Source organism: Streptomyces sp. NRRL F-6676, from assembly GCF_000725625.1.
Lineage (GTDB): Bacteria > Actinomycetota > Actinomycetes > Streptomycetales > Streptomycetaceae > Streptomyces.
Genome location: NZ_JOHS01000010.1, coordinates 296,460 through 317,522, shown reverse-complemented (window position 1 = coordinate 317,522; position 21,063 = coordinate 296,460). Strand labels below are relative to the sequence as shown.

General features: G+C 69.6%; 16 protein-coding genes and 2 tRNA genes. 3 read left to right on the top strand and 15 right to left on the bottom strand.

Annotation, left to right across the window (positions count from 1 at the left end):
* Positions 1 to 156 precede the first annotated feature (156 nt).
* From rodA to IO29_RS10205, 9 genes are all read right to left on the bottom strand, one after another.
* Positions 157 to 1,356 (bottom strand): rod shape-determining protein RodA, encoded by a 1,200-nt coding sequence (gene rodA / locus IO29_RS10245; RefSeq protein WP_030381724.1) that lies wholly within the window; start codon positions 1,354 to 1,356, stop codon positions 157 to 159.
* Positions 1,353 to 3,608, bottom strand: a complete 2,256-nt coding sequence (gene mrdA, locus IO29_RS10240) for a penicillin-binding protein 2 (RefSeq protein ID WP_030381725.1) — start codon at positions 3,606 to 3,608, stop codon at positions 1,353 to 1,355. The genes rodA and mrdA overlap by 4 nt, the downstream gene beginning before the upstream one ends.
* A gap of 173 nt (positions 3,609 to 3,781) precedes the next feature.
* Positions 3,782 to 4,453, bottom strand: coding sequence for a rod shape-determining protein MreD (gene mreD / locus IO29_RS10235; protein WP_030381726.1), 672 nt, complete (start codon positions 4,451 to 4,453; stop codon positions 3,782 to 3,784).
* A gap of 12 nt (positions 4,454 to 4,465) precedes the next feature.
* Complete coding sequence (mreC, locus tag IO29_RS10230; protein ID WP_030381727.1) at positions 4,466 to 5,473, bottom strand: rod shape-determining protein MreC; 1,008 nt, start codon at positions 5,471 to 5,473, stop codon at positions 4,466 to 4,468.
* Between the two features lie 182 nt (positions 5,474 to 5,655).
* On the bottom strand, positions 5,656 to 6,675 hold the full coding sequence (locus IO29_RS10225; RefSeq protein ID WP_030381728.1) for a rod shape-determining protein: 1,020 nt from the start codon (positions 6,673 to 6,675) through the stop codon (positions 5,656 to 5,658).
* A gap of 327 nt (positions 6,676 to 7,002) precedes the next feature.
* Positions 7,003 to 7,416: a nucleoside-diphosphate kinase gene (ndk, locus tag IO29_RS10220; RefSeq protein ID WP_030381729.1), complete on the bottom strand. Its 414-nt coding sequence runs from the start codon at positions 7,414 to 7,416 to the stop codon at positions 7,003 to 7,005.
* A 64-nt stretch (positions 7,417 to 7,480) separates the two neighbouring features.
* A complete protein-coding gene (locus IO29_RS10215) occupies positions 7,481 to 7,867 on the bottom strand; it encodes a DUF4233 domain-containing protein (RefSeq protein WP_030381730.1) in 387 nt (128 codons plus the stop codon).
* Between the two features lie 5 nt (positions 7,868 to 7,872).
* A complete protein-coding gene (gene folC / locus IO29_RS10210; protein ID WP_030381731.1) occupies positions 7,873 to 9,399 on the bottom strand; it encodes a bifunctional tetrahydrofolate synthase/dihydrofolate synthase in 1,527 nt (508 codons plus the stop codon).
* Between the two features lie 232 nt (positions 9,400 to 9,631).
* Positions 9,632 to 12,256, bottom strand: a complete 2,625-nt coding sequence (locus tag IO29_RS10205) for a valine--tRNA ligase (RefSeq protein ID WP_030381732.1) — start codon at positions 12,254 to 12,256, stop codon at positions 9,632 to 9,634.
* A 136-nt stretch (positions 12,257 to 12,392) separates the two neighbouring features.
* Here IO29_RS10205 and IO29_RS10200 point away from each other — a divergent pair, with 136 nt between their 5' ends.
* Entirely contained in the window at positions 12,393 to 13,358 is a 966-nt protein-coding gene (locus IO29_RS10200) for a membrane protein (protein ID WP_030381733.1), read from the top strand.
* Between the two features lie 68 nt (positions 13,359 to 13,426).
* Here the strand turns inward: IO29_RS10200 and clpX are convergent, their stop codons facing one another.
* From clpX to IO29_RS10175, 5 genes are all read right to left on the bottom strand, one after another.
* Positions 13,427 to 14,713, bottom strand: a complete 1,287-nt coding sequence (clpX, locus tag IO29_RS10195; RefSeq protein WP_030381734.1) for an ATP-dependent Clp protease ATP-binding subunit ClpX — start codon at positions 14,711 to 14,713, stop codon at positions 13,427 to 13,429.
* 201 nt (positions 14,714 to 14,914) lie between these two features.
* A complete protein-coding gene (locus tag IO29_RS10190) occupies positions 14,915 to 15,604 on the bottom strand; it encodes an ATP-dependent Clp protease proteolytic subunit (protein ID WP_030381735.1) in 690 nt (229 codons plus the stop codon).
* 105 nt (positions 15,605 to 15,709) lie between these two features.
* Positions 15,710 to 16,330, bottom strand: coding sequence for an ATP-dependent Clp protease proteolytic subunit (locus IO29_RS10185; protein ID WP_006137351.1), 621 nt, complete (start codon positions 16,328 to 16,330; stop codon positions 15,710 to 15,712).
* Between the two features lie 560 nt (positions 16,331 to 16,890).
* The gene (gene tig / locus IO29_RS10180) at positions 16,891 to 18,303 is read right to left on the bottom strand and encodes a trigger factor (protein WP_030381736.1); all 1,413 of its coding nucleotides are present in this window, start codon (positions 18,301 to 18,303) and stop codon (positions 16,891 to 16,893) included.
* A 232-nt stretch (positions 18,304 to 18,535) separates the two neighbouring features.
* Positions 18,536 to 18,612, bottom strand: a tRNA-Pro gene (locus tag IO29_RS10175).
* Between the two features lie 240 nt (positions 18,613 to 18,852).
* On the opposite strand from IO29_RS10175, the gene IO29_RS10170 reads away from it, so the two are divergent.
* A tRNA-Gly gene (locus tag IO29_RS10170) sits at positions 18,853 to 18,923 on the top strand.
* 98 nt (positions 18,924 to 19,021) lie between these two features.
* Here the strand turns inward: IO29_RS10170 and IO29_RS10165 are convergent.
* The gene (locus IO29_RS10165) at positions 19,022 to 19,216 is read right to left on the bottom strand and encodes a hypothetical protein (RefSeq protein WP_051707867.1); all 195 of its coding nucleotides are present in this window, start codon (positions 19,214 to 19,216) and stop codon (positions 19,022 to 19,024) included.
* 666 nt (positions 19,217 to 19,882) lie between these two features.
* Here IO29_RS10165 and IO29_RS10160 point away from each other — a divergent pair.
* Positions 19,883 to 21,055 carry an acyltransferase family protein gene (locus IO29_RS10160; RefSeq protein ID WP_033226310.1) on the top strand — a complete coding sequence of 391 codons (1,173 nt, stop codon included), beginning with the start codon at positions 19,883 to 19,885 and terminating at the stop codon, positions 21,053 to 21,055.
* The last annotated feature ends 8 nt before the right edge of the window (positions 21,056 to 21,063 follow it).

Sequence of the window (21,063 nt, the reverse complement as noted above, 5' to 3'; positions counted from 1 at the left end):
CAGGGGCTCCGCCCCTTCGACCCCGGTGCCCTCCGGGCGGGGAGGCGCTTGAGAGCTCGGGTGGGCGGGTTCGTCGGCGAGTGCGGGTGGGATGTGGCTGATCGCGCAGTTCCCCGCGCCCCTGACGGGGCGCCCCGTCGGGGCGCCCCTCCTCCCCTACGCCGACAGCGGTCGCTGCACCCTGATCGACTGCAACAGCCCCACCGCGATCCATACCGCGAACATCGATGAGCCGCCGTAGGACACGAACGGGAGCGGGAGGCCCGCGACCGGCATGATGCCCAGGGTCATGCCGACGTTCTCGAAGGCCTGGAAGGCGAACCAGGCGATGATGCCGGCGGCGACGATCGTGCCGTAGAGCTCCGTCGTCTCGCGGGCGATGCGGCAGGCGCGCCAGAGGACGACGCCGAGCAGGAGCAGTATCGCGCCGGCGCCGACGAAGCCGAGTTCCTCGCCGGCGACCGTGAAGACGAAGTCGGTCTGCTGTTCGGGCACGAACTGGCCGGTCGTCTGCGAGCCGTGGAACAGGCCCGCGCCGGTCAGACCGCCGGAGCCGATGGCGATGCGGGCCTGGTTGGTGTTGTAGCCGACGCCGGCCGGGTCGAGGTCGGGGTTGGCGAAGGCCGCGAAGCGGTTGATCTGGTACTCGTCGAGGATGTGCAGCTGCCACACCGCGAGGGCACCGAGCGCGCCGACGCCCATCAGACCGAAGATCCAGCGGTTGGAGGCGCCGGAGGCGAGCAGCACGGCCAGCACGATGATGACCATGACCATGACCGAGCCAAGGTCGGGCATGAGCAGCACGATCGCGATCGGGACGGCGGCCAGGCCGAGGGCCTGGAGGACCGTGCGGTGGTCGGGGTACGGCTTGTCGCCGGCGTCGACACGCGCGGCGAGCAGCATGGCCATGCCGAGGATGATCGTGATCTTGGTGAACTCGGAGGGCTGGAGCGAGAAGCCGCCGCCGAACACGATCCACGCGTGGGCGCCGTTGACGGTGGCGCCGAGCGGGGTGAGCACCAGCAGGATGAGGAAGACCGAGATGCCGTAGAGGATCGGCACGGCGGTGCGCAGGGTGCGGTGGCCGAGCCAGACCGTGCCGATCATCAGGGCGATGCCGATGCCGGTGTTGAGCAGGTGGCGCAGAAGGAAGTAGTACGGGTCGCCCTGGTTGATCTCGGTGCGGTTGCGGGTCGCGGAGTAGACGAGCAGCGAGCCGATCAGCGAGAGCGCGACGGCCGACAGCAGTATCGGCCAGTCCAGGCGGCGGGCGAGGGAGTCGCGGGCGAAGACCCGCGTCCAGCCGGCCCGCTCGGGTCCGTACCCGGAGACGGAGAAGCTGTTGGCCCCGGTCATGCCGTCCTCCCGCGTCCGCCGCGGCGGCCCCGGCCGGAGCGCCGCCGTGTCTGTCGGTTGCCGGTGGTGGGTGACGGGGTGGTCGCCACCGGCGTCTCGGAGGCGCCGCCCTGGGGGGTCTCCTCGTTGGCCTGGTCCGCCTTGGGGTCGTACTTCTTCACCTTGGGCGCCTTGATCGTGCCGTCGGGCTGGATCTTGGGCAGGCTCTGCTGCGGGGTGGGCAGGAGTGCCTTGCTCTTGTCGATCTTGCCGTCGTCGGAGACGCCGTACAGGGAGTTGTAGATCTTGCGCACGGCCTCACCGGAGGCGCCGGAGCCCGTACCGGCCTGCGAGATCGTCATGATAACCGTGTAGTCCTTGCTGTACGTGGCCAGCCAGGAGGTGGTCTGCTTGCCGTAGACCTCGGCGGTGCCGGTCTTGGCGTGCAGCGGGATCTTGTCCTGGGGCCAGCCCTGGAACTTCCAGGCGGCGGTACCGCGGGTGGCCACGCCGGCGAGTGCCTCGTCCATCTTGGCGATGGTGGCCTTGTTGACGGGCAGCTTGCCCGAGGACTGCGGCTTGATCTCGGTGACCTTCTTGCCGTCGGCGCTGACGATCGCCTTGCCGATGGTGGGGGTGTACATGGTGCCGCCGTTGGCGAGCGCCCCGTAGATCACGGCCTCCTGGATCGGGGTGAGCAGGGTGTCGCCCTGTCCGATGGAGTAGTTGATCGAGTCGCCCTCGCGCATCTTGTTGCCCTCGAGGCAGTTCTCGTACGCGATCTTCTGGACGTAGGTGCCGTCCTTCTTGCCGCTCTTGCACCAGGCGTCCTTGTTGGCCTCCCAGTACTTCTGCTTCCACTCGCGGTCGGGGACCCGGCCGGTGACCTCGTTGGGCAGGTCGATGCCGGTCTTCTTGCCGAGACCGAACTGGTGGGCGGCCTTGTAGAAGTAGTCCTTGGGCTGACCCTTCTTCGGGTTGATGCCGCCGTCCTTCTTCCACTCCCGGTCGGCGAGGCCGTAGAAGACCGTGTCGCAGGAGACCTCCAGGGCGCGGCCGAGCGTGATGTCGCCGAAGTTCTCGCCCTCGAAGTTCTTGAAGACCTGGTTGCCGACGGAGTAGGAGCTGGTGCAGGGGTAGCCGCCGTCGAAGTCGTAGCCGGCCTCGACGGCGGCGGCGGTGGAGACGACCTTGAAGGTGGAGCCGGGTGCCGACTGGCCCTGTGTCGCCCTGTTGAGCAGCGGGTAGTCGGAGTCCTTGCCGGTGAGGGCCTGGTAGTCCTTGGCGGAGATGCCGCCGACCCAGACGTTGGGGTCGTAGGTCGGTGCGGAGGCCATGGCGACGACGCGGCCGGTCTTGGCCTCCATGACGACGACGGCGCCGGAGTCCGCCTTGTAGTTCTCGCCGGTGATCTTGTCGAACTGTTTGCGGGCCACCTTCATGGCGTCGTTCAGTTCGTACTCGGCGACCCGCTGCACCCGGGCGTCGATGCTGGTGACCAGGTTGGAGCCGGGCTGGGCCTTGTCGGACTGGGCCTTGCCGATGACGCGGCCGAGGTTGTCCACCTCGTAGCGGGTGACGCCGGCCTTGCCGCGCAGCTGCTTGTCGTACTGGCGCTCGAGACCGGAGCGGCCGACCTGGTCGGAGCGGAGGTACGGCGAGTCGGTGTCCTGCGCCTTGGTGATCTCGTCGTCGGTGACCGGGGAGAGGTAGCCGAGGACCTGCGCGGTGTTGGCCTCGCCGGGGGCGGCGTAGCGGCGTACGGCCTCGGGCTCGGCGGTGATGCCGGGGAAGTCCTCGGCGCGCTCGCGGATTTGCAGGGCCTGCTTGGCGGTGGCCTCGTCGGTGATGGGGATGGGCTGGTACGGCGAACCGTTCCAGCAGGGCTGCGGCGTCTTGGCGTCGCACAGCCGCACCTTCTCCATGACCTCCTGCGGCTTCATGCCGAGGACGCCGGCGAGCTTGGTGAGGACCGCCTTGCCGTCGTCCTTCATCTTCATCAGGTCGGTACGGGAGGCGGAGACCACCAGGCGGGTCTCGTTGTCGGCGAGGGCCACACCGCGGGCGTCCAGGATGGAGCCGCGCACGGCCGGCTGGACGACCTGCTGGACGTGGTTGCCGGACGCCTCCTTGGCGTAGGCGGCGCCCTCGCGGATCTGGAGGTACCACAGCCGGCCGCCGAGGGTGCCGAGCAGGGAGAGGACGAGGATCTGGATGACGACGAGGCGGATCTGGACGCGTGGAGTCCGTCCGGTCTCGGGGATGTTGGTCACTGGTGCTGCCGCCCCCTCTCAGTGCATGTGCGAGCAGTGCGTGTGCGAGCCGTGCGCGTACGGGCAGTGCGTGTGCGAGCAGTGCGTGTACGGGCCGTGCGTGTACGGGCCGTGCGTGTACGAGTCATACCGTGCGGACCTGTGCGGCCCGGCGACGGCCGAGTGACGTGGGTTCACAGCCGCTTGACCCCCTTGATGCGTCCCGCGCGGGCCACCCGTGCCTTGGCCGCGCGGGCCTTGAGACCGCCGCGCTGGCTGCCGATGCGCAGGCCCGTGCCGGAGGAGAGCCAACCGGAGGAGACGTCGGCGGCCTTGGTGTTCGAACCGGTCTCGGCGAGCGGGTCGTTGTCGGCCCGGCGGGCCAGGGCCATCAGGCCGGGGACCACGAAGGGCGCGAGCAGCAGGTCGTAGACGGCGGCACTGAGCAGCAGGCTCGGCAGGCCCACATGGCGGGCGGCGGTGTCCCCGACGAGGGCGCCGACGCCCGCGTAGAGCAGCGTGGAGCCGACCGCGGCGACGACCACCACGGCCATGGGCCCGGTGGCGGACTTCAGACGGCCGTTGTCGGGTCTGGCGAGCCCGGCGAGGTAGCCGACGACGCACAGCACGAGCGCGTACCGCCCGGCCGCGTGGTCGGCCGGGGGCGCGAGGTCGGAGAGCAGCCCGGCGCCGAAGCCGACGAGGGCGCCGCCGACGTGGCCGTAGACCAGGGCGAGGGCGAGGACGGTGAGCAGGACGAGGTCGGGGACGGCGCCGGGCAGGTGGAGGCGGGCGAGGACGCTCACCTGGATCACCAGGGCGACGACCACGAGGGCGACGGAGAGCAGCGTCCGGTTGAGGCGCATCGGGTTCGGCTCCTACGGGGTGGGCTGCGCACCGGCGGTGGCATTGGCGCCGGTGTTGTCGTCTGCGTTGTCGTTGGTGTTGTCGTCGGTGTTGTCGCCCGCGGGCGCGTTGCCCGAGGGCGACACGGTGACGGTGACGGTCGGCGTGGGCCTGGGCTTGGACTTCGGCGGCAGCACGGTGTCGCGCGGGTCCTTCTTGGGTGCCTCGACGACGACACCGACGATGTCGAGCTTGGTGAAGGAGACGAACGGCTCGACGTAGATGGTGCGGGTCAGGTCACCGCCGGAGGGGTCGACGCGCAGGACCTTGCCGACGGGGACGCCGGGCACGAAGGGCTTGTCGGCCTGGGAGCCGAAGGTGATGAGCCGGTCGCCCTTCTTCACGTCCGCCTTGGCGTTGAGGAGCTGGACCCGGAAGGGGCGGTCGCCCTGGCCGGAGGCGAAACCGAGCTCGTCGCTGCCCTCCATGCGGGTGCCCACGGTGAAGTCGGGGTCGTTGGCGAGCAGCACGGTGGCGGAGTGGGGGCCGACGGTGGTGACGCGGCCGACGAGTCCGGAGCCGTTGAGGACGGTCATGTCGCGCTTGACGCCGTCGTCGGCGCCGATGTCGATGGTGACGGTCCAGGAGAAGCCCTGGGCCGCTCCTATGGCGATGACCTGGGCGCCCTTGATGCCGTACTGGCCCTCGCCGGCGATGCGCAGCATCTTGTCGAGCTGGGCGAGCCGGCTGCGGTTGCGGGCGTCGCCGCCGAGCTTCGCCTTCAACGCGGCGTTGTCGCGCTCGAGTCGGGCGATGCGGTCGTGCCGGTCGCCGGAGTCACGGACCGCGGCGATCGCGTTGCCGACGGGGTCGACAGCGGTCGACACCCCGTTCTCGATCGGCCCGAACACCGTGGCGGCGGCCTGCCGGGCGCCGTCGACCGGGGAGTCCTCACCGCCCCGGATGTCCACCGTGATCAGTGCGAACGCGATGGCGATCAGCAGCACCAGGAGCAGCCGGCTCTCCTTTGTGTCCCTCACGTGCGGCGGCCGTGCCTTCCTCGTCGTAATGGGAGGTGGGGTGGAGCGGAAGTGGGGTGGAGGCGGGGGGTCACCCACAGGCAATGCGTGCGTTGCGGGTGTTGTGGGGAGCTTAAGCCTCGTTATCAGCGATCCGCCGTACGAGAGGGGTGCTTCTCGTACGGCGGAATCGAAGCGTTACGTCATCTGCGCGGCTGGGCGTCGAGGACCTGCTGGAGGGCCTCGAACTCCTCGACGCACTTGCCGGAACCGAGGGCGACGCTGTCCAGCGGGTCCTCGGCGATGTGGATCGGCATGCCCGTCTCGCGGCGCAGCCGTTCGTCGAGGCCGCGCAGCAGGGCGCCGCCGCCGGTGAGGACGATCCCGCGGTCCATGATGTCGCCGGAGAGTTCCGGCGGGCACTTGTCGAGGGTCGTCTTGACCGCGTCGACGATCGCGTTGACCGGTTCCTCGATGGCCTTGCGCACCTCGGCCGCGGAGATGACCACGGTCTTGGGCAGCCCGGAGACCAGGTCGCGGCCACGGATCTCGGTGTGCTCGTCGGAGTCGAGGTCGTACGCCGAACCGATCGTGATCTTGATCTGTTCCGCCGTCCGCTCGCCGAGGAGGAGCGAGTACTCCTTCTTGACGTGCTGGATGATCGCGTTGTCCAGTTCGTCACCCGCGACGCGGATGGACTGGGCGGTGACGATGCCGCCGAGCGAGATGACCGCGACCTCCGTGGTGCCGCCGCCGATGTCCACCACCATGTTGCCCGTGGCCTCGTGGACCGGCAGCCCGGAGCCGATGGCGGCCGCCATGGGCTCCTCGATGATGTGCACCTGACGGGCGCCGGCCTGCGAGGAGGCCTCGATGACCGCGCGGCGCTCGACGCCGGTGATCCCGGAGGGCACGCAGACGACGACGCGCGGACGGGCGAGGTAGCGCCGCTTGTGGATCTTCAGGATGAAGTAGCGGAGCATGCGCTCGGTGATCTCGAAGTCGGCGATCACGCCGTCCTTCAGCGGACGCACGGCGACGATGTTGCCCGGCGTGCGCCCGATCATCTTCTTGGCTTCGGCACCGACCGCGAGGATGCCACCGGTGTTGGTGTTGATCGCGACGACGGACGGTTCGTTGAGTACGATTCCGCGACCCCTGACGTACACCAGCGTGTTGGCGGTCCCGAGGTCGACAGCCATGTCACGGCCGATGAACGACATTGAGTTCCCCATCAGGATTCGTCTGGCCTTCCCAAGTGAAGCGTGTGAGGGCTCGTGTTGGGGCGGCGAAGTGCGTGCGGTGACGTGAAGGCTTACATCGTAGTCTCGCCTGCACGAACACCGTGCGAGGGTCTTCGCCATTGTCAGCAGAACACGCGCCGCCCCGCTTGTGGAGAGGGGCGTTCGGGGGTGCGCGTTCCCCCGATCGGCACGCATATGCGGACGGACGGCCGCTTCCGGGGCGGCCGCCCCGCGTCCTGTGGGCCGTTCGGCTGACGTGGCGTCAGGCGCGGTGTCGTACGGCGAGTCGGGCCGCGGGCCGGTGGGTCAGAAGCGGCCGGGGAAGAAGATCTTCAGCTCGCGCTCGGCGGAGTCCTCCGAATCCGAGGCGTGGATCAGGTTCTCGCGGACGATGACGCCGTAGTCGCCGCGGATGGAGCCGGGGGCGGCGGCGATCGGGTCGGTGGGGCCGGCCAGCGCCCGGACCCCCTCGATGACCCGCTCGCCCTCGACCACCAGGGCGACGACGGGGCCGGAGGCCATGAACTCGACGAGGGGCTCGTAGAACGGACGGCCGACGTGCTCGGCGTAGTGCTGCTCCAGGATGGCACGGTCAAGAGTCCGCTGTTCCAGCGCCGTGATACGCCAGCCGGCCTTGCGCTCGATACGGCTGATGATCTCGCCGACCAGAGAGCGGCGGACGGCGTCCGGCTTCAGGAGGACGAGGGTGCGCTGGCTCACGGGGGTACTCCTTGGGAACTGGTGAGTGAGTGGTCAGAGGGTACAGGGCCCCCGAAGGAAAGGATCACGCAGTACCGAGGTCGCCCGGGCCGGTGCCCTGGCCCTGCTGGGCCTGCTGTGCGTGCAGGGCCGCGAAGCGGGCCTTCGCCTCGTCGATCTTGCGGCCGTAGTGCACCGAGGCCCACCACAGGGCGGTGAACACCGCGCCCATGAAGAACATCGTCGGGACGAAGAAGCCGGAGGCGATCAGCGCGAGCTGTAGCGCCCAGCCGAGCTGGACGCCGCCGGGGCGGGTGAGCACCCCGCACAGCAGCAGGCACAGCACCATGGCGATGCCGCTGACCGTCCAGACCGTCCCCACGGACAGGCCGGGGTCCTTCATCGCGACGAGTCCGGCGAAGCCGATCACGAAGAACTCGCCCAGCAGGGTCGAGGAACACAGCATGCGCACGGCGGTCAGCCCCTCTTCAGCAGCAGTCGGGCCTCGCCGACGGTGAACACGGACCCGGTGACGAGGACGCCGCCGCCGGCGAACTCGCCCTCCTCCTCGGCGAGCGTGATCGCCGCCTCCAGGGCGTCCGGCAGGCTCGGTTCCACCTGGACCCGGTCCTCGCCGAAGACCTCGACCGCGAGGGCGGCGAGCGCGTCGACGTCCATGGCGCGGTGGGTGGAGTTCTGCGTGACCACGACCTCCGCGAAGATCGGCTCGAACGCCTCGAGCACCCCGCGTACGTCCTTGTCGCCGCTGGTGCCGACCACGCCGATGAGCCGGCTGAAGTCGAACGCCTCGCCCACCGCCTCGGCGGTCACCCGGGCGCCGGCCGGGTTGTGGGCGGCGTCGAGCACGACCGTCGGGGAGCGGCGGACGACCTCCATGCGGCCCGGCGAGGAGACCGCGGCGAACGCCTTGCGGACGGTGTCCAGGTCCAGCGTCTGCGGGCGCTGGGCGCCGACGCCGAAGAACGCCTCGACGGCGGCGAGCGCCACGGAGGCGTTGTGCGCCTGGTGGGCGCCGTGCAGCGGGAGATAGACCTCGCCGTACTCGCCGCCCAGCCCGCGCAGGGTGATCAGCTGCCCGCCGACGGCGACCTGCCGGGCGACGACGCCGAACTCCAGCCCCTCGCGGGCCACGGTGGCGTCCGCCTCGACCGACTTCCGCAGCAGCACCTGGGCCGCGTCGACCGGCTGCTGGGCCATGATGACCGAGGCGCCCTGCTTGATGATCCCGGACTTCTCCCCCGCGATCTCGCCGGGCGTGGAGCCGAGGCGGTCGGTGTGGTCCAGGTCGATGGGGGTGACGACGGCGACGTCACCGTCGATGACGTTGGTGGCGTCCCAGGTGCCGCCCATGCCGACCTCGACGACGGCGACGTCGACGGGGGCGTCGGCGAAGGCCGCGTACGCCATGCCGGTGAGCACCTCGAAGAACGACAGCCGGAACTCCTGCGCGGTGTCGACCATCTCGACGTACGGCTTGATGTCCCGGTACGTCTCGACGAAGCGCTCGGCGGAGATCGGCGCCCCGTCCAGGCTGATCCGCTCGGTGATCGACTGCACGTGGGGGCTGGTGTAGCGGCCGGTGCGCAGTTCGAAGGCGCCGAGGAGGGCCTCGATCATGCGGGCGGTGGTGGTCTTGCCGTTGGTGCCGGTGATGTGGATCGAGGGGTACGAGCGCTGGGGTTCGCCCAGGACGTCCATCAGCGCGGCGATCCGGGTGACGGAGGGCTCCAGCTTGGTCTCGCCCCAGCGGGTGGCGAGCTCCGCCTCGACGTCGCGCAGCGCCTTGTCCGTCTCGGGGTCGGCGGGGCGGGCGGGGACGTCGGACTCCGGGGGGCCGCCCTGGGTACGGAGGGTGCGGCTGCCGGCCTCGATGACGGCGAGGTCGGGGTCGCGGTCGGTCTCGGCGGCGACGATGTCGTCGAAGTCGCTGTCGGCGTCGAAGTCGTCGGGGGCGTTGCCGTTGTCGGGCGGGAGCGTACTCACGTCGACCAGTCTACGGAGGGCTCGCCCGGTGGGGGCTGCGCCCCTCGGTCCCCCTTGCTCGGGCGCCTTCCAGCTCGGGGGGTGCGGGTTGCAATGGCGGGTGCGGGTACGTCGTGGTTGATCGCGCCCGCGCGGCGGAGCCGCAGATCGAGAACAGCCCCGCGCCCCTTACGAAGCGCAGCCCCCGGTGCTTTGAGGGCTCCGGGGGCTGCGCTTGACGTTCTTCAGGACCTCACGCCTGCGGCAGGCGGTTCAGCTGGGTCTGGAGGCGGGTGATGTCCTCCTCCGCCTTCGACAGGCGGCCGCGGATCTTGTCGACGACCTGTTCGGGGGCCTTGGCCAGGAACGCCTCGTTGCCCAGCTTGGCCGTGGCCTGGGCCTTCTCCTTCTCCGCCGCCGCCAGGTCCTTCGCGAGCCGCTTGCGTTCCGCGGCCACGTCGATCGTGCCGGAGAGGTCGAGGGCGACCGTCGCGCCGGCGACCGGGAGCGTCGCCGTCGCGGTGAAGGCGTCGCCCTCCGGGGTGAGGCGCAGCAGCTGTCGGATGGCGGCCTCGTGCGGGGCGAGGGCCGTACCGTCGAGGGTCAGCCGGGCGGGAACCCGCTGGCCCGGTTGCAGGCCCTGGTCGGCGCGGAAGCGGCGGACCTCGGTGATGACCTGCTGGAGCGTCTCGATCTCCCGCTCGGCGCCGGCGTCACGGAAGCCGCTGTCAGACGGCCACTCCGCGATGACGACCGACTCGCCGCCCGTGAGCGTGGTCCACAGGGTCTCGGTGACGAACGGGACGATCGGGTGCAGCAGCCGCAGGGTGACGTCGAGGACCTCGCCGAGGACCCGTCCGGAGACCTTCGCGGCCTCGCCGCCGCCCAGATACGTCGTCTTGGACAGCTCGACGTACCAGTCGAAGACCTCGTCCCAGGCGAAGTGGAACAGGGCGTCGGAGAGCTTCGCGAACTGGTAGTCCTCGTAGTACGCGTCGACCTCGGCGACGACCGAGTTGAGGCGGGAGAGGATCCACCGGTCGGTCGAGGACATCTTCGAGGCGTCCGGCAGCGGGCCCTCGACCGTCGCGCCGTTCATCAGCGCGAACCGCGTGGCGTTCCAAATCTTGTTGGCGAAGTTCCGGGAGCCCTGGACCCAGTCCTCGCCGATCGGGACGTCGACGCCCGGGTTGGCGCCGCGCGCGAGGGTGAAGCGGAGCGCGTCGGAGCCGTACTTGTCCATCCAGTCCAGCGGATTGACCACGTTCCCGAAGGACTTGGACATCTTCTTGCCGTTCTGGTCACGGACCATGCCGTGCAGGGCGATGGTGTGGAACGGCGGGGTGCCGTCCATCGCGTAGAGGCCGAACATCATCATCCGGGCGACCCAGAAGAAGAGGATGTCGTAGCCGGTGAGCAGGACGGAGTTCGGGTAGAACTTCGCGAGCGACTCGGTCCGCTCGGGCCAGCCGAGGGTGGAGAAGGGCCACAGGCCGGAGGAGAACCAGGTGTCCAGGACGTCGGAGTCCTGGTGCCAGCCCTCACCGCTCGGCGGCTCCTCGGCCGGTCCGACGCAGACGACTTCGCCGTTCGGGCCGTGCCAGACGGGGATGCGGTGGCCCCACCACAGCTGACGCGAGATGCACCAGTCGTTGAGGTTGTCGACCCAGTCGAAGTAGCGCTTCTCCATCTCCTGCGGGTGGATCCTGACCTTGCCCTCGCGGACCGCGTCGCCGGCGGCCTTGGCGAGCGGGCCGACCTTGACCCACCACTGCATGGACAGCCGCGGCTCGACGGTGGTCCGGCAGCGCGAGCAGTGGCCGACGGAGTGGACGTAGGGGCGCTTCTCGGCGACGATCCGGCCCTCGGCGCGCAGCGCGGCGACGATGGCGGAGCGGGCCTCGAGGCGATCCAGGCCCTGGAAGGGGCCGTGGACGGTGATGACGGCGTGCTCGTCCATCACGGTGAGGGACGGCAGGTCGTGGCGCCGGCCGATCTCGAAGTCGTTCGGGTCGTGGGCCGGGGTCACCTTGACGGCGCCGGTGCCGAACTCGGGGTCGACGTGCTCGTCGGCGACGACGGGGATGGAGCGGTCGGTCAGCGGCAGCTTGATGAGCTTGCCGACGAGGTGCTTGTAGCGCTCGTCCTCGGGGTGGACGGCGACGGCGGTGTCGCCGAGCATCGTCTCCGCGCGGGTGGTGGCGACGACGATGGTGTCCTCGCCCTCGCCGTACGTCATGGAGACGAGCTCGCCGTCGTCGTCCTGGTAGTTGACCTCGATGTCGGAGATCGCGGTCAGACAGCGCGGGCACCAGTTGATGATGCGCTCGGCGCGGTAGATCAGCTCGTCGTCGTAGAGCCGCTTGAAGATGGTCTGGACGGCCTGGGACAGGCCCTCGTCCATCGTGAAGCGCTCACGGGACCAGGCGACGCCGTCACCGAGGCGGCGCATCTGGCCGCTGATCTGCCCGCCGGACTCGGCCTTCCACTGCCAGACCCGCTCGACGAAGGCCTCCCGGCCCAGATCGTGCCGGGACTTGCCCTCCTTGCCCAGCTCGCGCTCGACGACGTTCTGCGTGGCGATGCCGGCGTGGTCCATGCCGGGCTGCCACAGCGTCTCGAAGCCCTGCATGCGCTTGCGGCGGGTCAGGGCGTCGATGAGCGTGTGCTCGAAGGCGTGCCCGAGGTGCAGGCTGCCCGTGACGTTCGGCGGCGGGATGACGATGGTGTACGGCGGCTTCTCGCTCTTGGCGTCGGCCTCGAAATAACCCCGCTCGACCCAGCGCTCGTACAGCTGCCCCTCTACCTCGGCCGGCGCGTACTGGGTCGGCAGTTCGGTGCGGGGCGCTGTGGGCTGCTGCTGAGCGTTCTCGGTCACCCGCTCAGTTTAGAGGTGTCACGGCCGGGTTCTGAAACGCGTTTGTTCTGTAACGGTGCGGCCCCCGCCGTCCCTCCGGCACGGCCCTTCCGCCAGGATGTCAGGGCCACACAGGAAATCGAGGGGGAACCCAGAGATGAGCCACAACCAGCCGGGCCCGTACGGCGGGCAGCCTCAGCAGCCCGGACCGTACGGTCAGCCGGGACCCTACGGTCAGCCGCCGCAGGCCCCGCAGCCCGGCTACGGGCAGCCGCCGCAGGCACCCCAGACTTCGCCCCAGCCCGGTTACGGCTACCCGCAGCAGCCGCAGGGCGCGCCGCAGCAGCCCAACCCGTACGGCCAGCCGCAGGGTTACGGCGGCCAGCCCCCGTACGGCCAGCAGCCCGGCTACGGGCAGCAGCCCTACCCGCCGCAGCCGGCGGCGCCGGGCGGCGGCAAGAAGAAGACGGGGCTGATCATCGGCGCGGTGGCCGTGGTCGCGGCGATCGCGGTCGGCGCGTACTTCGTGGTCAGCGGCGGGGACGACGGCGGCAGCGCCTCGGTCGCCGACGACGGCCCGCACAAGCTGGTGGCGCCGGCCGCGGTCGGCGACTACGCCAAGGCGGACGGTCTGACGACCGACGACGACGGCGGTCCCACAGGGACCAGCAGCCCGGAGAAGCTGAAGACGATCGGCATCGAGAACGGCCACGTCGTCAAGGCGACGTACACCGCCGGTCCCGGCACCAGCGGCAAGATCATGTCGTTCAACGGCGCCTACGGGGACATCAAGGACCCGGAGGCGACGATCGACGCGGGCTTCGACAACGCCCACAAGACGTCGTCCACGGGCGACGACAAGGAGAAGATCTCCTGGAAGGGCAGCCCGGCCACGGTGAAGCCGAGCGGTCTGGACGGGGCCCTGATGAAGTGCCAGACGGCGCACATCACGGAGGGCACGCAGAGCCTGGACATGCCGATCTGCGTCTGGGCGGACCACAGCACCTACGGCGTCGTCAACGGCTTCGACCTGACCGCCTCGAAGACGGGGGCCGGCATCCCGCAGGACCAGGTGTCCTCGTTCGGCACCGAACTGCGCGGCAAGGCGCGCGTCAAGGCCTGACGGCGGCACGGCACACATGAAGGGGGCGCCCGGCGGATTCGCCGGGCGCCCCCTTCATGTGTGTGCGGTCAGGCCGACTTCTGCTCGCCCGGGCCGCGTCCGCGGGCGTCACGCGGGATGAGCGTCGGGTTGACGTTGGAGTGGACGACGTCGGCGGTGATGACGACGCGGGCCACGTCCTTGCGGGACGGGATCTCGTACATCACGCCCTGGAGGACCTCCTCCATGATGGCGCGCAGGCCGCGCGCGCCGGTCTGCCGCAGGATCGCCTGGTCGGCGATGGCCTCCAGCGCCTCACGCTCGAAGTCCAGCTCCACGCCGTCGAGTTCGAACAGCCGCTGGTACTGCTTGACCAGCGCGTTGCGCGGCTCGACGAGGATTTGCAGCAGGGCCTCGCGGTCGAGGTTGTGCACGGAGGTGATGACCGGGAGCCGGCCGATGAACTCCGGGATCATGCCGAACTTGACCAGGTCCTCGGGCATGACGTCCTGAAACTGGTCCTTGGACTCCAGCTCCCGCTTGGAGCGGATGGTGGCGCCGAAGCCGATGCCCTTGGCGCCCGCGCGGGACTCGATGATCTTCTCCAGACCGGCGAAGGCGCCGCCCACGATGAACAGCACGTTCGTCGTGTCGATCTGGATGAACTCCTGGTGCGGGTGCTTGCGGCCGCCCTGCGGCGGGACGGAGGCGGTGGTGCCCTCCAGGATCTTCAGCAGGGCCTGCTGCACGCCCTCGCCGGAGACGTCCCGGGTGATCGACGGGTTCTCGCTCTTGCGGGCGACCTTGTCGATCTCGTCGATGTAGATGATCCCGGTCTCGGCCTTCTTGACGTCGTAGTCGGCCGCCTGGATCAGCTTGAGCAGGATGTTCTCGACGTCCTCGCCGACATAGCCGGCCTCCGTCAGCGCCGTGGCGTCGGCGATGGCGAAGGGGACGTTGAGCATGCGGGCCAGCGTCTGCGCCAGCAGGGTCTTGCCGGAGCCGGTGGGGCCGAGGAGCAGGATGTTGGACTTCGCCAGCTCGATCGCGTCGTCCCGGCCTTGCGCGCCGCCGTTCTCCCCGGCCTGGACGCGCTTGTAGTGGTTGTACACCGCGACCGAGAGGGCCTTCTTCGCCGGCTCCTGGCCGACGACGTATCCCTCGAGGAACTCGTAGATCTCGCGGGGCTTGGGGAGTTCCTCCCAGCGCACCTCGCTGGACTCGGCGAGTTCCTCCTCGATGATCTCGTTGCAGAGATCGATGCACTCGTCGCAGATGTACACACCGGGGCCTGCGATGAGCTTCTTGACCTGCTTCTGGCTCTTGCCGCAGAACGAGCACTTGAGCAGATCGCCGCCGTCACCGATGCGTGCCACGGTGTGCTTCCCCTTCGCCTGGGAACCGCCTGGACGTCAACGTCCAGCGACTCCTGGTGCTGCCTTATGTCCGACGGTACCTTGCCGCGGCCCCCGTTCGGGCCCCCCTTGGCAGGGTTCACTTCGACGCGCGTCCGACGTGCGGCGTGTCGAACCGAACCAAGGGGCGGCAGACGATACAGCTCCGATGGAGGTCCTGGTTCAGCGGACCGAGTTGTTGTTCATCTTCCGGGTCGAGATGATCTGGTCGATCAGGCCGTAGGAGAGGGCCTCCTCGGCCGTGAGGATCTTGTCGCGCTCGATGTCCTCGCGGATCTTCTCGATCGGCGTGGTGGAGTGCTTGGCCAGCAGGTCTTCGAGCTGGGCACGCATCCGGAGGATCTCGTTGGCGGCGATCTCCAGGTCCGAGACCTGCCCGCGGCCGGTCTCGCTGTAGGGCTGGTGGATCAGCACGCGCGCGTTGGGCAGCGCCATCCGCTTGCCGGGCGTTCCGGCGGCCAGCAGGATGGCGGCGGCCGAGGCGGCCTGACCCATGCAGACCGTCTGGATGTCCGGCTTCACGAACTGCATCGTGTCGTAGATGGCCGTGAGGGCGGTGAAGGAGCCGCCGGGGCTGTTGATGTAGACCGAGATGTCACGGTCGGGGTCCATCGACTCCAGGCACAGCAGCTGCGCCATGACGTCGTTGGCCGAGGCGTCGTCGATCTGCACGCCGAGGAAGATCACGCGCTCCTCGAACAGCTTCGCGTACGGGTCGTACTCGCGCACGCCCTGCGAGGTGCGCTCGACGAAGCGCGGGATGACGTAACGGGACTCGGCACGGGGGCCGTCGTACTCGGCCTGGGCGGCCTGCACGCGGCCGTAGAGGCCACGGCCGGGGAAGTCGTTCACGGGTTGTCTCCTGGGGCCTGAGAGGGGCTGTGGCGGTCGGCAGGGGCGGTACGCGTGGGCGCTGTCGCGGTCACGCACGCGGGGCGTGCGCGCGGACGGGAGCGCTCACGCCGCTCCGGTGCCTCCGCCGCCCGGCAAGCTGGCGGCGTGGGTGATGACGTCGTCGATGAGGCCGTACTCCTTGGCCTCGTACGCGTCGAACCAGCGGTCGCGGTCCGAGTCGCGGGTGATCTGCTCCACCGTCTGGCCGGTGTGGTGCGAGGTGAGCTCGGCCATGCGCTTCTTGGTGTGCAGCAGCCGCTCGGCGTGGATCTTGATGTCCGAGGCCGAGCCCGCCAGTCCGGCGGAGGGCTGGTGGATCAGGATCTCCGCGTTCGGCAGGGCGAAGCGCTTGCCCGGCGTGCCCGCGCTGAGCAGGAACTGGCCCATCGAGGCGGCGAGGCCCATGGCGATGGTGACCACGTCGTTCTTGATGAACTGCATGGTGTCGTAAATGGCCATGCCCGCCGTGATCGAGCCGCCGGGGCTGTTGATGTACAGGTTGATGTCCTTCTCCGGGTCGGCGGCGAGGAGCAGCAACTGTGCGGTGATCTTGTTGGCAATGTCGTCGTCGACCGGCTGGCCGAGGAAGATGATCCGCTCGCCGAGCAGCCGGTTGTAGACCTGGTCGCCGAGGCCACCACCGATGGAGGGCTCGCCGGCGGCGGAGGGCATCAGATTCGTCACGTATCCACCTGCTCGTCTTACGACGGCGCCGGGCCGTCTCACGTGTTCTGCCGGGGCGTGGGGCCGTCCGGCGCTGTTCGGGGACTCCCCTGCCCTCGTACTCATGGACCCTAACGCGCGGGTCCCTCCGGGGAATCCCGCGTAAGGGGGTGTTCGCTGTGAGCGCATGCGCTCCGCTGACGGCGCGGATTTTCTGGTGGGCCCACGGTACGAATGGCACCCGGCGGTGCGGACCCCGCCACGGGGCTCCGCCCCGGACCCCGGGTTCCTTTTCGCCGTGGGTCCATCGGGGGGTGGTGGGCTGCGGGCCGGTGGGGGCTGGTCGCGCAGTTCCCCGCGCCCCTTGAGGGACGGCGGCGCGGCGCACGGCGTTGCCAGGCACCGGCGGTTCCCTGCAACCACCGGCCCAGGGCCGCGCCCATCAGAGGCGCGGGGAACTGTGCGACCAGCCCTCACCGGCCCGCGGCCGGACACGCACCGGACACCCCGCGGCGCTCCCCGAGAACGGGAAACGGGCCCCGAACTCTCGCTCGGGGCCCGTTCCGGACGTACGGGGGAGGTCAGGACTCCTTGGAGTCCTCGGCCTTCTCCTCGGCGTCGGCGGCGGCCTCGGCCACCGTCTCGTCCGCGGAGCCGGCGGCGGCCTCCTCGCCCTCTTCCTCGTCGTCGCTGAGGTCGACGACCTCACCGTTCGTGTCCTTCACCGTCGCCGCCTCGACGACGACCGCCAGCGCCTTGCCGCGGGCGACCTCGCCGACCAGCATCGGGACCTGGCCGCCCTCGACGACCGCCTGGGCGAACTGGTCGGGGGACATGCCGGAGCCGGCCGCGCGCCGCACCAGGTGCTCGGTGAGCTCCTCCTGGTTGACGTTGAGCTTCTCCTTGTTGACCAGCTCGTCGAGGACGAACTGGGTCTTGATGCCCTTGACCGCGGCCTCGCGGGTCTCGGTCTCGAACTCCTCGGCGGTCTTCTCCTGGAGCTCCAGGTACTTGTCGAGGGTGAGGCCCATCTGGCCGAGCTGGTGGTGCTCCAGGTTGTGCTTGCGGGTGTTGATCTCGTCCTCGAGCAGCTTCTCGGGGACGGGCACCTCGACGAGCTCCAGGAGCTTGTCGAGCACGCGCTCCTGGGCCTGTGTGGCCTGGTCGTACTCCTTCATGTTCGCCAGGCGCTTGCGGCTGTCGTCCCGCAGCTCCGCCAGCGTGTCGAACTCGGAGGCGAGCTGGGCGAACTCGTCGTCCAGCTCCGGCAGCTCGCGCGCGGCGACCTGGGACACCTTGACGGTGACCTCGGCCTCCTTGCCCGCCGCCGAGCCGCCCTTGAGCTCGGAGGTGAAGGTGGCCTCCTCGCCGGCCGACTTGCCCTTGACGGCGTCGTCGATGCCGTCGAGCAGCTCGCCGGAGCCGATGGTGTAGGAGACGTCCTTGGCGACGCCGTCCTCGAGGATCTCGCCGTCGACCTTGGCCTCGAGGTCCAGGGTGACGACGTCACCGTCCTCGGCGGCGCGCTCGACCGGGGAGGTGGAGGCGAAGCGCTCGCGCAGCTCCTCCACGGCCTTGTCGACGTCCTCGTCGGTGACCTCGATGGCGTCGACCTCGACCTCGATGCCGGAGTAGTCCGGGATCTCGAGGGCCGGGCGGACGTCGACCTCGGCGGTGAAGGACAGCAGTTCGTTGTCCTTCAGCTCCTTGATGTCGACCTCGGGCTGGCCCAGGGGGTTCAGCTCGGCCTCGTTGACCGCGTCGGTGTAGAACTTCGGAAGCGCGTCGTTGACGGCCTCCTCCAGGACCGCACCGCGGCCGAACCGCTGGTCGATGACCCGGGCGGGGATCTTGCCCTTGCGGAAGCCCTTCACCGTGACCTGCTGGTTGATCTTCTTGTACGCCGCGTCGAGGCTGTCCTTGAGCTCCTCGAAGGGCACCTCAACAGTGAGCCGAACCCGGGTCGGGTTCAGGGTCTCCACGGCGCTCTTCACGGTTCGGTCTCCTTGTGGCTGACTTCTTCGGGTTCTGCTGTACGCGCCTGCCGGAGATCGGTGACGACCGGGGCAGGGCCTCAGCGGATTCGCGCCCTTGAGACAGCCGAGCCGTCCGTCCGGTAAGACGTGACTGTGCGGACACACGGGCGCGCATTCTGCATAGTAACCGCAGGCTGTTCACGCGCCCAAAGGCGATCTTGCCGGAGAGGTGACGGGCGGGCCGGCCCGGTGGTCGGGGTGGCGGGATTTGAACCCACGGCCTTCCGCTCCCAAAGCGGACGCGCTACCAAGCTGCGCCACACCCCGTCTGGTGCGACACGTAGGGTACATGCCCGGCAGGGGTGCGCCGACCGCATTGATCCGGCGGGGCGCGCGCCGTCCTCACACGGAGTGCGCGGGATCCCGCCACCGGCGCGCGCGGCATCCTTGCGCGGGCGTGTGCGCCGTGGTTCCGCGCCGCGTGCGGCGGGATGCGCGTTGGCCTTGTCGGTGGGCGACCCGCTACGATGCGTGCGGTGCCGCGGTCACTGACCTGCGGTCCGCGCTGCGGGCGTAGCTCAATGGTAGAGCCCTAGTCTTCCAAACTAGCTACGCGGGTTCGATTCCCGTCGCCCGCTCCGGTACGGCCTCCGGCCCGGTTCCGCCCCTTGCGAGGGGCGGGGCGGGACGGGGGCCGTCGTCGTGTGCGGCGCCCGTCCGCGGCCGGTCCCGGCGGTCAGAAGCTGATCGAGTTGATCATGTCCGCTATCGAGTTCATGAAGCGGTTGATCGACGGGGCCATGCCGGTCGAGGCGAGGAAGAAGCCGAAGAGGACGGCGACGATGGCCGGGCCCGCCTTGATGGAGCCCCCTCGCACCATCACCACCAGGATGATCGCCAACAGCAGCACCACTGACAGCGAAATGGCCACAACAGATCACACCCTCGGTCGGTCCCGCACTACCGGCCCGGGACGCCAACCCGGCGCGCCCCCGCCAGAACCATCGTGCCACCAACAGGCCCTCCGTATGCGGCGCGTGAGGCATCGTCGTGCACTTCCGTCCGTCGAGACGCGTGCGGGACGGGCGCGCGCCCGCGTGCGCGCCGCTCAACGCGCATATTTCGCACGTGAATTCGAGCCACCGCCCAGGGGGTAATTCCCGAGGATCGTTTCCATGTCCACACATCTCGTTCGCGGATAATTCCCATTGCGGGAACGGGGGATCGCGAGGGGCCGCCGTGTGCGCGGCCCCCGCACGCGCACAACCGGCATACCTCGGGAAGCGGACAGGCGGTCCATGCCCCTTTGGTCCTGCTTCATCATGATGAAGCAGGACACAACGGCCGCGTACGGCATGGCAATTGATGACCGCCCGACGTACGACTCGGTACCCCGGATGTGGCCCAGAACACGCGATTCCTTCTGCCGACTTCTGTGAATCGGGGGTATGCGCAGGCCATAACCAGGATTAGCCACAGGGGTTTTACGAAGCCCCACGGACAGCGCTAGGGTGCCTCAAATGTTCTCCGCTGCCTCGTCCCCCGTATGTGCAGCGAGGTCCCGGTCACTCCCGCCGAACACTCGGTGGGAGGCCCGGTGACCAACTCGCTGCGACCGCACGGCTCCGATCCCCGCGCACCGCTCCCCCCGGCCCGTCCGGTGGCGGACGGGGTGCCCACACCCCGCGATCCGCACCGCCCGCCCGGCTCCACCGCCACGGACGGCTCCCCCGCCGCCCGGCCCGCCACACAGCGTGACGCGTTCTTCGACAACGCGAAGTATCTGGCGATCGTCCTCGTCGCCATGGGCCACGCCTGGGAGCCGCTGACCGACCACAGCCGCGCCGCCGAGGCGCTCTACATGGTCGTCTACACCTTCCACATGCCGGCGTTCATCCTCATTTCCGGCTACTTCTCCCGCAGCTTCGACATGCGGCCCGACCGGCTCCGGCGCCTGATCACCGGCGTCGCCGTGCCCTACGCCGTCTTCGAGGTGGCGTACTCGCTGTTCAAGCGGTGGGCCGACGACGACCCCGGGCATCCGATCAGTCTGCTCGACCCCTGGTACCTCACCTGGTTCCTCATCGCGCTGTTCGTGTGGCGGCTGACCACCCCGCTGTGGAAGGTCGTCCGCCATCCGGTGCCGCTGGCGCTCGTCATCGCCTGCCTGGCCTCCGTCTCGCCCGACATCGGCGACGACCTCGATCTCCAGCGCGTGCTGCAATTCCTGCCGTTCTTCGTCGTCGGTCTCTTCATGAAGCCCGAGCACTTCCGGCGGCTGCGCGGCCGGGCGGTGCGGATGCTGTCCGTGCCCGTGACGGCCGCCGCGGTCGCCTTCGCGTACTGGGCCGGGCCGCGCATGAACTCGGCCTGGTTCTACCACCGGGACAGTGCGCAGGAGCTGGGTGCGCCGTGGTGGGTGGGCGTGGTCATGACGCTCGCGCTGTTCGGCTGCTCGATGGTGCTGACCGGGTGCTTCCTGGCGTGGGTGCCGCGCCGGAAGATGTGGTTCACCGTGCTGGGCGCAGGCACCCTGTACGGGTACCTGCTGCACGGGTTCCTCGCGAAGGGCTCGCGGTTCTGGGGCTGGTACGACCACGCGTGGGCGCAGCAGGTGTGGGGTGAGGCCGCCGCCACGGTGGTGGCGGCGGCGGTCGTCACGGTGCTGTGCACACCGCCGGTGCGGAGGGCTTTTCGGTTCGTGATGGAACCGGAGCTGTCGTGGGCCTTCCGCACGCTGGGCGCGGGGGCCCGGGAGAAGGACGCCTAGAGGGGTGC

Coding starts and splice junctions, on each gene's coding strand:
- rodA (WP_030381724.1), bottom strand. CDS start 1,356: ATGACCGGGGCCAACAGCTTCTCCGTCTCCGGGTACGGACCCGAGCGG.
- mreD (WP_030381726.1), bottom strand. CDS start 4,453: ATGCGCCTCAACCGGACGCTGCTCTCCGTCGCCCTCGTGGTCGTCGCC.
- IO29_RS10225 (WP_030381728.1), bottom strand. CDS start 6,675: ATGTCGTTCATCGGCCGTGACATGGCTGTCGACCTCGGGACCGCCAAC.
- IO29_RS10200 (WP_030381733.1), top strand. CDS start 12,393: ATGAGCCACAACCAGCCGGGCCCGTACGGCGGGCAGCCTCAGCAGCCC.